The organism is Paraburkholderia sp. USG1 (assembly GCF_031570135.1).
Taxonomy (GTDB): Bacteria; Pseudomonadota; Gammaproteobacteria; order Burkholderiales; family Burkholderiaceae; genus Paraburkholderia; species Paraburkholderia dioscoreae.
This window is the reverse complement of the sequence record NZ_JAMWXW010000020.1, coordinates 38,327-51,689: the sequence shown is the minus strand read 5'-3', so window position 1 is coordinate 51,689 and position 13,363 is coordinate 38,327. Positions and strand designations below refer to the sequence as shown.

The 13,363-nt window shown below is 63.5% G+C and carries 9 protein-coding genes and 1 tRNA gene; 7 read left to right on the top strand and 3 right to left on the bottom strand.

The window, feature by feature from the left end:
• Positions 1-115 precede the first annotated feature (115 nt).
• The 4 genes from NE850_RS24890 (at position 116) to pgi (ending at position 6,645) form a co-directional block, all read left to right on the top strand.
• Complete coding sequence (locus NE850_RS24890; protein ID WP_310699522.1) at positions 116-1,459, top strand: M35 family metallo-endopeptidase; 1,344 nt, start codon at positions 116-118, stop codon at positions 1,457-1,459.
• A 267-nt stretch (positions 1,460-1,726) separates the two neighbouring features.
• Positions 1,727-3,025, top strand: a complete 1,299-nt coding sequence (locus NE850_RS24885; RefSeq protein ID WP_007182000.1) for an FAD-dependent oxidoreductase — start codon at positions 1,727-1,729, stop codon at positions 3,023-3,025.
• Positions 3,026-3,199: 174 nt separating this feature from the next.
• Positions 3,200-4,789: a bifunctional ADP-dependent NAD(P)H-hydrate dehydratase/NAD(P)H-hydrate epimerase gene (locus NE850_RS24880; protein WP_007182001.1), complete on the top strand. Its 1,590-nt coding sequence runs from the start codon at positions 3,200-3,202 to the stop codon at positions 4,787-4,789.
• A gap of 233 nt (positions 4,790-5,022) precedes the next feature.
• Positions 5,023-6,645 (top strand): glucose-6-phosphate isomerase, encoded by a 1,623-nt coding sequence (gene pgi, locus NE850_RS24875; protein WP_007182002.1) that lies wholly within the window; start codon positions 5,023-5,025, stop codon positions 6,643-6,645.
• A gap of 164 nt (positions 6,646-6,809) precedes the next feature.
• Here the strand turns inward: pgi and NE850_RS24870 are convergent, their stop codons facing one another.
• Positions 6,810-7,496: an ABC transporter ATP-binding protein gene (locus tag NE850_RS24870; RefSeq protein WP_007182003.1), complete on the bottom strand. Its 687-nt coding sequence runs from the start codon at positions 7,494-7,496 to the stop codon at positions 6,810-6,812.
• Positions 7,497-7,524: 28 nt separating this feature from the next.
• On the opposite strand from NE850_RS24870, the gene NE850_RS24865 reads away from it, so the two are divergent.
• Both NE850_RS24865 and NE850_RS24860 read left to right on the top strand, forming a co-directional pair.
• The gene (locus NE850_RS24865) at positions 7,525-8,199 is read left to right on the top strand and encodes an arylesterase (protein ID WP_197740224.1); all 675 of its coding nucleotides are present in this window, start codon (positions 7,525-7,527) and stop codon (positions 8,197-8,199) included.
• Between the two features lie 118 nt (positions 8,200-8,317).
• Positions 8,318-8,659 (top strand): hypothetical protein, encoded by a 342-nt coding sequence (locus tag NE850_RS24860; RefSeq protein WP_007182005.1) that lies wholly within the window; start codon positions 8,318-8,320, stop codon positions 8,657-8,659.
• Positions 8,660-8,748: 89 nt separating this feature from the next.
• Here NE850_RS24860 and NE850_RS24855 read toward each other — a convergent pair whose 3' ends face one another.
• Together NE850_RS24855 and NE850_RS24850 are read right to left on the bottom strand one after the other, a co-directional pair.
• Positions 8,749-10,686 carry a SurA N-terminal domain-containing protein gene (locus NE850_RS24855; protein WP_007182006.1) on the bottom strand — a complete coding sequence of 646 codons (1,938 nt, stop codon included), beginning with the start codon at positions 10,684-10,686 and terminating at the stop codon, positions 8,749-8,751.
• 86 nt (positions 10,687-10,772) lie between these two features.
• Positions 10,773-10,849 (bottom strand) — tRNA-Asp (locus tag NE850_RS24850).
• Positions 10,850-11,863: 1,014 nt separating this feature from the next.
• On the opposite strand from NE850_RS24850, the gene NE850_RS24845 reads away from it, so the two are divergent.
• Positions 11,864-13,273 carry a phage integrase central domain-containing protein gene (locus tag NE850_RS24845; RefSeq protein ID WP_310699550.1) on the top strand — a complete coding sequence of 470 codons (1,410 nt, stop codon included), beginning with the start codon at positions 11,864-11,866 and terminating at the stop codon, positions 13,271-13,273.
• Positions 13,274-13,363 lie beyond the last annotated feature (90 nt).

Genomic DNA, 13,363 nt, shown 5'->3' with positions numbered 1-13,363 from the left:
ACCGCAAACTCATTTGAACGGGCATGTCATGAACGTCAACCGCTATGGCAGTACCTATCAGACTTCGCATCCGCTGGCTTTGATGCGCCCGCCGCCGGGCACGGCCGCCGCATTCATGCTGACGACGCCTCACATCCATTCGCCGGCCGAGACGCCGCGCGCGCCGATCGGCAATGCCGCGGCCGGGCTCCCGCACGGCAAGCCGGATGGCCGGGCGCCGAGGGTTGGAGGCGGTGTTCAAGCGCTTGAGCGAATCGGCGGCAAAGCGGCGCGGGATAGGCTGGACGCTTCGGGTAGGCGCGTCCAGGACAGCAAGGACAATCCCGTTCGCGCCACGTGGGCCCCCGACGGGCGGCACACCCGCGACAGCATGGACGCCAACGGCACGCGCATTCACGAGACGTGGGACGCGGCCGGCAGTCACACCCGCGACAGCGTGGACGCCAACGGCACGCGCATTCACGAGACGTGGGACGCGGCCGGCAGTCACACTCGCGACAGCGTGGACGCCAACGGCAACCGTATCCGTGACATTTGGGGCCCGAACGGCAAGCACATCCGTGACATCTGGGACGCAAACGGGAAGCACAAACGCATCGTCTTGCACAACAAGGCCAACCACATACCTCCTTCGATGCACGCCGGCGGTCTCACGCCCGGCCCTGCCGGCCGCAGCAGTCGCCCAATGCCTCTACCCGCGGTCGGCGACGCTCCTGCGTCATCGCCGCTCGCGGTCCCAGCCAATGGCGCCGCCAGCGGCGAGCCGTTGGAACCCGTCGGCGGCGGGGATGGTGAACAGCCTGCCGAACCCACAGGTCGCGGCGCCCAGCCCTCCGCCCCCGTCAGCGGCGGTAGCGGCCAACCCTCCGCGCCCGGCGACGACGACCTTCAGGCGCCCGACGACAACACCGGCCATACCGACTACGATCAACCTTCCCCCGGCTCCGCGCGTACCCCGGCGTTGATCGGGCTCACGTCGGAGCAACGCGGGATAGTGACCCGCGCCTATCAACACGTGAAGCGCATGATCGACAGCGCCCTCGACAAACTCAAATCTGGTCATCCCGACAACAACTTTTCGCGCTGGTTCGGCAGCCCGACTCAGCGGAATGTGCAGAAAGTCGAACAGGTTCTCACCCACATGCAGCACGCCATGTCGCACGACCGGTTCACCTTCGTCCTCGGTGCGTCGCACGACAACTCGGAACTGGCGCACGTGCAATCCAATTCGCCTCATCAGATCAACCTGAAGCCGCACTTCTTCGATCACGCATTCGGCGCCAACACCCCGGAAGCGACGATTGCCCACGAGCTGAGCCATTTCCCGTACATCGGCAACACCAAGGACCACCTGTATGGTCCCGCCGCCGTCGCCAGCCTCGCGGCACGAAACAGCGACATGGCCACCGACAACGCCGAAAACTACGGCATGTTCATTCGCGCGCAGGCGACCGCATGAGCCTCTGAGCGGAACCCGCATTCGCCGCGCTCACGACGGACCACGAAGGACGGCGCCGCACCCCGCGCGCTCCCGTCCCTTCGAGTTGCGCTCCGCCGCGGCCGGGCCTGCACGCGGCCCGCGTGGCCGCGCCGGCGGATTGACTGCTATCATTCGCCCTTTCACCAGATCGGCGCGAGCGGCCTCGTCAGGCCGGGCAACGCGCCGCATGTCACGCTCAACGGGAATGCGCCGCTTCGGCGTCCCGTCGGCAAATCGAATCAGAACATGGATGTCATCGTCATCGGCGGCGGGATTGCGGGCGTCGCCACCGCTTATCAACTGCGCGCGGCCGGCCACCGGGTATGCGTCGTCGAGCGCCACGCCACTGTCGCGCAGGGCGCGACCTATGGACACAGCGGCACCGTCCTGCCGACCCCGCTGGACGTCTGGTTCGGCCCGACTTTCATGGCCAGCCGTCAGAACGCCAAAAACGGCATAGTCAACAAAGCCGGTTTCAACGGGCCGGTGCGCCAGCTGGTCAAACAGCTCGCCGAGCTGCAGGAACCCAACGCGTTCGGCCACCAATACGGACTGCTGCGGCCGCTGATCGAGCTGTCGCGCGAAACCATGACGGACATGGAAGCACGCTTCGGGCTCGAGTTCGAACAGGCGAGCGGCGTGCTCTACCTGGTCCGTTCCGAACAGGAGTGGCAGCAGTTGCGGCCGGCCCTCGGGCTGCTGCGGCTCTTCGAAGTGCCGCACCACGAGTTGACCCCGGAACAATGCGCCGCGTTCGAGCATTCCGTGCGCACCGAGCCGGAATTCGCCGGCGGCGTGCTGTTCGACCAGGAGCGCACAGCCAACTGCCCGCTGTTCACGAAGCTGATCAAGCAGACGCTGGATACGCAGGGCGACGTCCAGTTCATGCTGGGCTGCGAAGTCTCGTCGGTCCGCCTGGAAGGCCAGCGCGCCGCGGTAGAGCTGGCGCCGCGGCCGGGCACGGCATCCCGCTCGCGCGAAGTGGACGTGATCCACGCCGATGCGGTAGTCGTGGCCGCGGGCCACGGCAGCCTGCCGCTGCTGGAGCGCCTCGGCTTGCGGCTGCCGCTGCATCCGCTGCGCCTGCATACGCTGGTCGCACCGATCGCGCATGAGGAATGCGCGCCTCACGTCGCGATCGTGGACGCGGTGAAGCGGATCGCGATCAGCCGGATGAACCATCGTCTGCGGATCGCGGGCGGCGCGGTTCTGCAAAGCGCTGGCCAGATCGACAAGCCGCTGGGCGAAGCGGTGACGAAAGAAGCCCTCGCGCTGCTCGGCCAGGCCACGCACGACTGGATTCCGGGCGCCGCGCGGATCTCGGCGGCTTTGCCGTGGGAAGGCGTCAAACTGCTGTCGCCGGACGGCTTGCCGGTGATCGGCAATGCGCTCCATCCGCGCCTTTTCGTCAATATCGGTCACGGCCCTGCGGGTTGGGGCCTCGCCTGCGGATCGGGCAAACTGCTTGCCGATCTGATTTCGGGCGGCACGCCGGACCTTCCTGCGGACACGCTGGCCGCCCTGCGCGCGGATCGCTTCCGTTAAAACCAATCCCGAGGCCCCGCCGATAACGGAAGGGGCCTTCTGTTTTTTGGCCGTCCCTCGGGCGGGCCCCGTGCACACGCTGTCCGCAAGAGACCCCGCCGGGCACCTATCGGCACTACCATAGCGATTCCCAAGCTTTCTCACCTCGCTCCAGGTGAACCGCCGAGCCTAGCCATGACAGAAGCCGACCACACGCCGCCGACGCTAATCAGCCCGCACAATCGCGCCTTGCCTTTACTGACGCTGACCGACCTGCGGATCGCCGAATCTCAGGCGCAGACAGCGCTGCCGAAGCACACGCTGATGTCTCGCGCCGGCAAATCCGCGGCGAGTTTCCTGCAGGAGCAGATCACCCGCGATACCTCGATCGAAAAATCGCGGCACAAGGTGTGGCTCATCGCCGGGCCGGGCAACAATGGCGGCGACGCGCTGGTGCTTGCCACGGAACTGCACAAAGCCGGCATCGCTGTGGAATTGTGCATGCCCGTCGAAGTGAAACCGGACGACGCCCGCTGGGCTCTCGACACGGCCCGCGCGGCGGGCGTCGCGATCAGCGCCGCGGCGCCCGCCGCGCTGGACGACTACACGTGGCTCGTGGACGGCATGTTCGGCATCGGCCTGACACGTCCGCTCGAAGGGGTGTTCGCGGACGTCGCCCGCCGGCTCTCGCAACGGACCAAAGCACGCCCCCGCAAAGGCGGCGTGCTGGCGCTCGACGTGCCGAGCGGTCTCGACAGCGACACCGGCATGGCGGTGGGCAATGGCGACGGCGGCGCCGTCCATGCCACCCATACGATCACCTTCATCGGCGCCAAGCCGGGGTTGTTTACCGCGCAAGGCCGCGACCTCGCGGGCGCCGTCACCGTCGCGCCGATCGGCGTCGACACCAGCGGCCGCACGGCCGTGCAGCTCAACGCGCCCGAGCTCTTCGCCGCCTTCCTGCCGCCGCGCGATTTCGCGACCAACAAGGGCAGCTTCGGCAGCCTTGCCGTGGTCGGCGGCGACACCGGCATGTGCGGCGCGCCGATTCTCGCTTCGCGCGCCGCGCTTTACACCGGCGCGGGCAAGGTGCACGTCGCGCTACTGGGGGAAGGCGCGCCGCCCTACGATCCGCCGCATCCCGAACTCATGCTGCATGCGATCGACGATCTGCCGCTCGATCACATGGACGCGCTCGCAGTCGGCTGCGGCATGGGTCATCGCGAGCGCGCCACGCGGGTGATGCACGACGTGCTGCACCTCGACGTGCCCAAGCTGTTCGACGCGGACGCGTTGAACCTGATCGCGAAAGACCCCGCGCTCGCCGCCGAAGTCACCGCGCGCGGCGTGCAAGGCGATCCGTGCATCCTCACCCCACATCCGCTCGAAGCCGCGCGCCTGCTCGGCACCGACGCGCCGGACGTGCAGCGCGACCGCCTCACCGCGGCGCGCGCGCTCGCCGCGCGCTTTGCCAGCGTAGTGGTCCTGAAAGGCACCGGCACGGTCGTCGCGGCACCGGACGGCCGCCTTGCGATCAATCCGACCGGCAACGCCGCGCTCGCGACTGGCGGCACCGGCGACGTGCTCGGCGGCATCATCGGCGCCCTGCTCGCGCAGCGTCTGCCGCGCTACGAAGCGGCGCTCGCGGGCGTCTATCTGCACGGCCTCGCCGCCGACACGTTGAGCGCGCAAGGCCACGGCCCCGCCGGCCTGACCGCGGGCGAACTGGCGCCGATGGTGCGCACCTTGCTGAACCGTCTGTTCTATCCGGCGGCGGAGTGCTGAAAGCGTTCGTCCCAACCTATGGCGGCGCCTCCAAACCGCTGCCCGCTGTCACGCAACGCCGTTATACTGACTGACTGCGCTGCGCATCGGAGCCAGTCCGGTTGACGGCGAAGTTTCGTCGTCAACCGCAGCGAACCCGGCTGCGCGGCATCGCTCTAACAGCATCGTTGCATCATCCTCGGCAGCGCTTCACGCGCGCGCCTTTCTTCGTGCCCCTTGGTTAGACGGACGCTATGACGCAGAACTCGCTCCCCTCCTGGTCCTCGCTGCAAACGCATTACGAAAAGATTCGCGATGCGCACATGCGCGACTGGTTCGCCCCCGAGAACGATCCCGCCCCTACCCGTGCCGAGCGCTTTGCGTTCGCGGGCGGCGGTCTCGCGGCCGATTTCTCGAAGAACCGCATCACCGACGAAACACTGAAGCTGCTCGTGCAACTCGCGCGCGAAGCCGGCGTCGAGACGCGCCGCGACGCGATGTTCGCGGGTGAAGTCGTCAACCCGACCGAGGGCCGCGCGGCACTGCACACGGCACTGCGCGCCACTGATCCGAAAGCGCCGTTCTACGACCAGGTGCAGGCCGAGCGCGCCAGAATGGCCGCCTTCGCCGACCAGGTGCGCAGCGGCGAGTGGAAAGGCTATACCGGCAAGCGGATCCGCTACGTGGTGAACATCGGCATCGGCGGTTCGGACCTCGGACCGAAGATGGTCGTGCACGCGCTGCATCATCTGGCCACGCCGGAGATCACCACGCATTTCGTGTCGAACGTCGACGGCGCCGATCTGTACAACGTGATGCAGCAGATCGATCCGGAAGAAACGCTCGCGATCATCGTCTCCAAGACCTTCACCACGCTCGAAACCATGACCAACGCGCGCTCGCTGCGCGACTGGTTCGTCGAGAAAGGCTGCCCGGAAAGCGCGCTGGCGAAACACTTCGTCGGCGTGTCGGCCAATCCCGCGGAAGTAGTCAAGTTCGGCATCGCGAAAGAGAACGTGTTCGAGATGTGGGACTGGGTTGGCGGGCGTTACTCGTTGTGGTCGGCGGTGGGTCTGTCGATCATGATCGCGATCGGACCACAGCAGTTCGGCGAACTGCTCGCCGGCGCCAACGAGATGGACCAGCATTTCCGCAACGCGCCGCTCGATAAGAATCTGCCGGTGCTGCTCGGCATGATCGGCATCTGGTATCGCAACTTCTTCGGCTCGCAAAGCTATCTGGTCGCGCCGTATTCGGAAGCGCTGCATTTTCTGCCGTCGTATCTGCAGCAGCTCGAAATGGAGAGCAACGGCAAGTCAGCGCGGCTCGACGGCGTAATGGTCGACTATCCGACCGCCGCCGTGACGTGGGGCGAACCGGGCACGAACGGTCAACATGCGTTCTTCCAGATGCTGCATCAGGGTCCCACGATCGTGCCGATCGATTTCATCGCCGTGTTGACGCCGGAGCATCCGCTCGTCAGTCATCATCCGAAGCTGCTCGCCAACTGCTTCGCGCAGAGCGAGGCGCTAATGCTCGGCCGCACGCTCGAGGAAGCGAAGAAAGTGGCCGGCGCGGACAAGCCGGAACTGGCGCCGCACCTGGTGTTTCCGGGGAATCGCCCGACCAGCACGCTGCTGGTCGACGCACTGACCGCGCGTTCGCTCGGCGCTTTGATCGCGTTGTACGAGCACAAGGTGCTGGTGCAGGCGTCGGTGTGGGACATCAATCCGTTCGATCAATGGGGCGTGGAGTTGGGCAAGATTCTCGGCAAAGTGGTGGAGGCTGATCTGACGGCGCCGAGTGTCGATGAGAAAAAGCATGACTCGTCGACGTCTGCGTTGATCGCGCGGGCTCGCGCCGCGTTGAAGAAGTGACCATGTCAGCGGCGCGGTGGTTCGCGCCGCTGAGTCTATGCTGAATCTGCGCTGAACCGGATTGGCGCGTTCATCTGCCGGCGAGGCGAGCCGGATTGAAAAAGCGGGCCCTTGTGGTCCGCCTGGCTTTGGCTGCGACGCTCAAGAATCGCGGTGTCCCGCTCTCACACAAGACGACCCGCCTCGATCGTCACCGTCGTATCGCAGCGGCGTGCCAGTTCGATGTCATGCGTGACGAGAATCAACGTGGCACCGTTCGCGCGATTCATCTCGAACATCAGATCGATCACCGCGTGACCGGTGGCGGCATCGAGACTGCCGGTCGGCTCGTCGGCGAACAGGATAGCCGGATGCGTGACGAACGCGCGCGCCAGCGCCACGCGTTGCTGTTCGCCACCGGACAGCAGCTTCGGATAATGACCGGTACGCTTGCCGAGTCCCACTTGCTCCAGCAAGCCGCGCGCACGCGTTGCGGCCTCGCGGGTACTGATACCGCCTTGCAGTTCCAGCGGCAGCGTGACGTTTTCGAGCGCGGTCAGATGCGGCATCAGTTGAAACGACTGAAACACGAAACCGACCGAGCCGCTGCGTAACGCGGCGCGCTCGTCTTCGTTCAGTTCACCGAGTTCGCGGCCGAGTAGCCGAACCGAGCCCGAACTCGCGCTGTCCAATCCTGCGAGCAAGCCCAGCAGCGTAGACTTGCCCGACCCGGACGCACCGACAATCGCCACACTGCTGCCGGCAGCGATAGCAAGATCGATGTCGTCGAGAATCGTCAGTTCGCCCGTTGCATCCTTAACCTTCTTGCACAAACCCCGCACTTCAATGACTGGATCAGTTTTGTTTAGCATGGTGAAGCGTAGGTTGAAAGTGCGTGACATGACGCCTCGCGCCACGGCGCTGACAACGGCATGCGGGTGCGCCGTGATGGCAGCCGCCCTGTTTTCAGCGAGCTTCGCGGCGCGGGCCGCCAATGCGCCCGAACCGGCCAAGCCTGTGATCGTCGTGCTCGGCGACAGCATCTCCGCCGAATACGGCCTGCCCCTTGACACTGGCTGGGTTGCCTTGATGCGCCAGCGCCTCACCGACGAGCGAATCGATTATAGCGTCGCCAATGCAAGCATCAGCGGCGACACCACGAGCGGCGGACGGGCCCGCTTGCCTGCGCTCATGCAGCGGTTGAAGCCGAGCATCGTGATCGTCGAACTCGGCGCCAACGACGCGCTGCGTGGCGTGCCGCTTTCCACTACCGAAGACAACCTGCGCACGATCATCGAGCAGGCTCAGCAAGGTCACGCAAAGGTGGTACTGGTGGGCATGTATGTGCCGCCTAATTACGGCCCGGACTATACGCAAAAGTTCCACGGTCTGTACGGCGAGTTGTCAAAACAACTGCGCGTGTCGCTCGTGCCGTTCCTGCTCGCCGGCATTGCCGACAAGCCTGACATGTTCCAGGCCGATCAGATTCATCCCACCCAGCAGGCACAGCCAGTGCTACTCAACAACGTGTGGCCTGCAATCAAGCCACTTCTTCGTACAAGTTCGCCGCACTGAAAAGACTGCTAACAACTTGTTTCCAGAACTTCGGGAACACGGATCGGTAAGGTCTATCCGACACTTTCGTAATCCCGTGTAACCCGGCTCGATTTTGAGCGACTTTTGAGGAGATAACGTGAAATATTTACCGTTAATCGCTTTGACCGTGGCAATTTCTGCCTGCGCCGCTCAACCCCCTGCTGGCGTTCAGTCCGTTGGTCAAAGCCAGCAACCGCCGAAGGCTGTTGCCACCTGCATCGCGCAGAAGTGGGCAGACAGCTCGCAGCAACAAGTCGTGTCGCAAGACACGTTGGCTAACGATCAAGCCATGGATGTGTATGTTCCAGGTCAGCAGCCGCCTAACGGCGCCGCCGCTGTCGTGCGCCCTTCGTACACCGGCAAGGGTACGTGGGTCGGCTTTCGTGGGAACGGCGCTGCGGGCAGCGACGCCACCAGTGCAATCAGCGGCTGCCTGTAACGCGCTGCTGCAAACCGTTTGACGAGCTTGCACTCGTCAAACGCAAAAAAGCCCCGCAAATTGCGGGGCTTTTTTGCGTTTGCGCGATTTTACTCGCTGCTCGCCTGCGCGTTGCTGCTATCGAGCGAGCCGTAGAACTTCACCTTCGAACGCGCGCGCAGCGCTTCGAGATACGCCTCTGCTTCGGACTGCGCATCGACCTGCGCGATCTGTTGCTGCGCCGCAGCCAGACGTTGCGGATCCACCGTCGTACCCGCCACCACCGCGTTCACACGATAGATCGCATAGCCGTCGTCACCGAGGTCCACACCGACATAGGCCGGCAATTTCTGCGCGTCTGCCTTGTAGATTGCACTCAACGCGGCCGGCGGCACGCCCTGCGCGTCGTTACGCGACACCTTCAGCGGCGAAGAGAAGCCTGCGGTTGACTTCGACTTTTCGAAATCGGCGAGTTTGGCCGCTCCGTCTTTGTGAGCCGCTTCGTTCGACTGAACCGCGATGACCTTCTGGCGCACGGCGTCCTTGACAGCGTCGAGCGACGGCACGGCTGCGGCTTTGTAGTCGGTCACGCGAGCCGCGATCAGCGTGTTGCCGCCGACGTCGATAGCTTGCGTATTGTTGCGCGCCGTCACCGCGTCGTTCGCGAACACCGCGGCGAGGAACTTCGCGTTGTTCAGCGGGCTGTCAGGCGCGAGCTTCGGGTCCGGCTGCGGCGTGACCGTGGCGGTCTGCAATTGCAGCTTGTACTTGTCTGCAGCCGGCTGCAGACTCTTCGCCTTTTCATAGACGATCGACGTGAAGCCTTCGGAATCGTCGGTGAAAGCCTTGCTGGCCAACTGCGTCTTCAGGTCTTTCGAGATCTGATCTTTCACTTCGTCGAACGGCTTCGTGATAGCCGGCTTCACGTCCGTCACCTTGACGATGTGATAGCCGAAGTCGGTCTGCACAATGCCGCTGACTTCGTCTTTCTTCAACGCGAACACAGCGTCGTCGAACGCCTGGCCGCCTGCGATCATGCCGCGGCCGAAGTAACCCAGATCGCCGCCCTTCGACGCCGAACCCGGATCTTGCGAATTCTGCTGCGCGAGCTGCGCGAACTGATCCGGATGCGCCTTGATCTGTGCGAGCAACTCCTCGGCCTTCTGCTTCGCCTTGGCCTTGTCGGCCGCGCTCGCGTCTTTCGGCGCCGCGATCAGGATGTGGCTCGCACGCACCTGACCCTCGACGCGGTAGTGCGCAATGTTGTCGTCATAGTACTTTTTCAGATCGGCGTCGCTCGGCTGAACGGACGTGGCCAGCGTTGCCGGCGACATCACGAGATACTGGATCGTGGCGGTAGCCGGCGTGGCGAAATCGTTGCGATGCGCGTCGTAATACGCTTGCAGTTGCGCGTCCGTGGGCTGCACCTTTGCCGCGTAGTCGCGTGGATGGAACGCGATGCCCTGCACTTCGCGCTGCTGTTCAGCGAGTTCGGTCAAATGCTGCGCGAGCGTCTTCGACGTGAACGCGCTGCCTTGAATGCTGGCCGGCAACTGCTGCGTGGCGATGCTGTAGCGCACGCGTTCGTCGTACTGGTCGGGCGTCATGCCCTGCATGGCGAGCAACTGCTTGTAACGGTCGACGTCGATCGTGCCATCAGGATTCTTCAGCGACGAGATCACCGGATCGTTGAGCAGCACACGGCGCACGGCGTCGTCGGAGGCGGTCAGATGCAGGCGCTGTGTTTCGTCGGCCAGCACGCGTTGCTCGATCAGACCGTCGAGCATCTGACTGCGGCGCTCCGGTGTGTCGAACGACTTCATGTCGAACTGCGCGCCGAGCATCTGACGGGCGCGGTCGAGTTGCTGACGCATTGCGTCGTCGTATTCTGCGCGAGTGATCTTGTGACCGTTGACGCTCGCGACGTTTGCACTTTCGTCAAAGAAGCCGCGGAAGCCCTGAATACCCACAAAACCCAACCCCGGCACAATGACGAGGATGAGCATGAACATCATCAGGCGTTTGTGATTGCGGAAAAAATCGAGCATGCGTGAGGAGTGCCAAAAACAGAACGCCCGATCTTACAACAGCGGGCAACAAAAAAGGCGAACCGGAGTTCGCCTTTCGAGGATACTGGCGGAGTGGACGGGACTCGAACCCGCGACCCCCGGCGTGACAGGCCGGTATTCTAACCGACTGAACTACCACTCCTTATACTGCAATGAAACTGCGCTAGAGCATTCAGCCAAATCTGAAACTGGTGGTGCTGAGGGGTTCGAAACCACCCAGCGAAGCCTTATGGGGTAAGGCGCACACACAGTTCGATCCAGCGGATACAACGAAAAATACAACGATCCAAGATTTTGCCGTAAATGTCGCAGTTTGGCAACGGAAATCTGGCCGCGCCAGCTAACCCGAACGCATCGCGCCTCTTATGCTACTCGCCACTCATCAAAGATGGCGGGTCCGGGTTCCCATCACCCGCAGCGGGTGTGCCCTGTCGATATATCGGATACCGGTTTTTGCCTACGTCCGACTGTCGCTGTGGGAAGTCGTCTATTGAGATCGGGCCACGAGACTTGCTCCCAAAGGGAGCCCGGCGACAACCGATCAGCTAGCCACGCGTGGTAGCCCGATAGCCGCAACATGTTGGTCGAGGTGAATGAATACCGCGTATTGGCCTCCATACGTTGCCGCCAGCGAGTTCTGAGATATCCCGAACCAACGGATATACCCCACTCGATTCTCAATTGAGCCTGCTAAGCCAGCAATGGTGGGCTGTTGGGACGATCCGTCCGACTATGGTACCGTAAAGCGTACCGCCCTACATGCCCCTCTGCGCGCTTACATTATGCGAGTTGTTATGGCATCGCGACATTTCTCCGCCCCGAGCTTTGTGTCTGAAGTCGTTCAGCGGCGTCGACCTGTCGACCAAGCAACTATCCCTGTCGCACAGATCTTCAATGAAAGGCTCGCACGCCGCATGTTCGACGGTATCGCCACCGAGCAGACGAAGCTCAGGCTCCGATACCGTTCTCCGGTACCGTCACAATAGAAGTCCGGATGCCGGCAACAGTGGAAGTTCGAGTCTCGCCCTGGGCACCACAAAGCTGTTCAAGGTAGTAAAAAGCAGTCCAGCAGGATCCCGCCAAGCCTTGTCGCAGCGGGGGGTTTTTTGCTTTTTGCGCTCCATCGCCATCCAGCTGAATCGCGTGTCAAAGTAGTATTAGCCGGCCGCAGGCCGGAAGTTCCAGCTGGCCGGATGACCGCCGTGCTTCTGACTGCCGGCAGGTCCAGCCGGCCAGGCCGTCCAGCCGTGACGACACGCTCAAGGACGGCCGCGGCCTGTTCCTCTTCGTGCCCACCGTCGGCCCCAGATGCTGGCACTTCCGGTACAGCTTCGCCGGGGAACAGCGGCGCATCTCCTTCGGCACGTACCCAGCCCTCTCCCTTCGGGATGCCCGCGAGCACACGTCTACGGCCCGGACCCAGCTGGCGCACAACACGGATGCCGGCCACCACCGCCGCACCACCAGAAAGCTCTCGAAGGAAACGGAGGAAAAGCTCTTTCGTTCGGCCGCCGAGCGATGGTACAAGCGGAAGGAGGTCGCCGGCCGTGCCAGCTCAACACTTGGCAAGATGCGCACCTACCTCGACAAGGACATCCTGCCCGAGATCGGTTCGATGATGTTGCAGGACATCACCCGTGCAGACTGCGCCCGCGTCCAGGCGCGCTTCGAAAAACGGGATGCCCTGAACGTGTCAAAGAAAGCCCGGGACTGGCTGCGTGAGATTTTCAGCCAGGCAATCGCAGAGGGGCGCTGTGAATTCAACCCCGCCTCCGAACTGAAAACCATCGCCAGGGCAGCACCGAAGTCCAGACCGTACCCTCATCTGCTCGAACCCGAACTGCCCGATTTCCTTCGCGCGCTCGGGAAGTCGACGAGTCGCCTCATCGCCTACACCGCTGCGTGGATGACGATCTGGACGGCCAGCCGGCCCGGTATGGTGCGCTACGCGGAATGGACGGAGGTCGACCTCGATGGCGCCCTGTGGACGATATCGGCGGAGAAGATGAAGATGCGGCGCCTGTATCTCGCACCCCTGCCGACACAGCTAGTCGGCGCGCTGCGCGAACTCAGGAAGCTGACCGGGCGCCATCGCTATCTTTTTCCCGGCATCGGAACCAAACACGAAGTCATCAGCGAAAACACGATCAATCTCGTGTTCTCGAAGATCGGCTACAAGGGCCGCATGGTCGGTCATGGCACCCGCCATACGGCGAGTACCCTCCTTCGCGATCACGGCTGGGAAAAAGACCATGTCGAGACGCAACTATCACACCTTGAGGCGGGCATCGCAGGCGACTATAACCACGCAAAATATCTTCGACAACGCCGCTCGATGATGCAGTGGTATGCGGATTATCTCGACGCGCTGGGAACCGGGATGTCTCCTGCCCAGCAGGTGACCTTTGCGCGACGGGTTAATGCAACGCGTCAGCAATTGGCGCCGCCCCCGCTGGGGGCGGCGTCGGTTAGAATTTCGCGGAGAGATCACGTGCCAATGAAGCCAGACGTGCCCGGCGACACCTCCGATGTCGCTGCTTTAGAGCATCGAACTCAAACCGCCTAGCCGATAGGACGACCGCCAAGCCACATAACACGAGGTACCGCGGTCCACGCCAGTATCCCATCGCGGGGTGCGCCGATTGTTGTAAGCGCG

Excerpts from the sequence above, each read along its gene's own strand:
- NE850_RS24890 (WP_310699522.1), top strand. The coding sequence starts at position 116 with ATGCTGACGACGCCTCACATCCATTCGCCGGCCGAGACGCCGCGCGCG.
- NE850_RS24885 (WP_007182000.1), top strand. The coding sequence starts at position 1,727 with ATGGATGTCATCGTCATCGGCGGCGGGATTGCGGGCGTCGCCACCGCT.
- NE850_RS24880 (WP_007182001.1), top strand. The coding sequence starts at position 3,200 with ATGACAGAAGCCGACCACACGCCGCCGACGCTAATCAGCCCGCACAAT.
- pgi (WP_007182002.1), top strand. The coding sequence starts at position 5,023 with ATGACGCAGAACTCGCTCCCCTCCTGGTCCTCGCTGCAAACGCATTAC.
- NE850_RS24870 (WP_007182003.1), bottom strand. The coding sequence starts at position 7,496 with ATGCTAAACAAAACTGATCCAGTCATTGAAGTGCGGGGTTTGTGCAAG.
- NE850_RS24865 (WP_197740224.1), top strand. The coding sequence starts at position 7,525 with ATGACGCCTCGCGCCACGGCGCTGACAACGGCATGCGGGTGCGCCGTG.
- NE850_RS24855 (WP_007182006.1), bottom strand. The coding sequence starts at position 10,686 with ATGCTCGATTTTTTCCGCAATCACAAACGCCTGATGATGTTCATGCTC.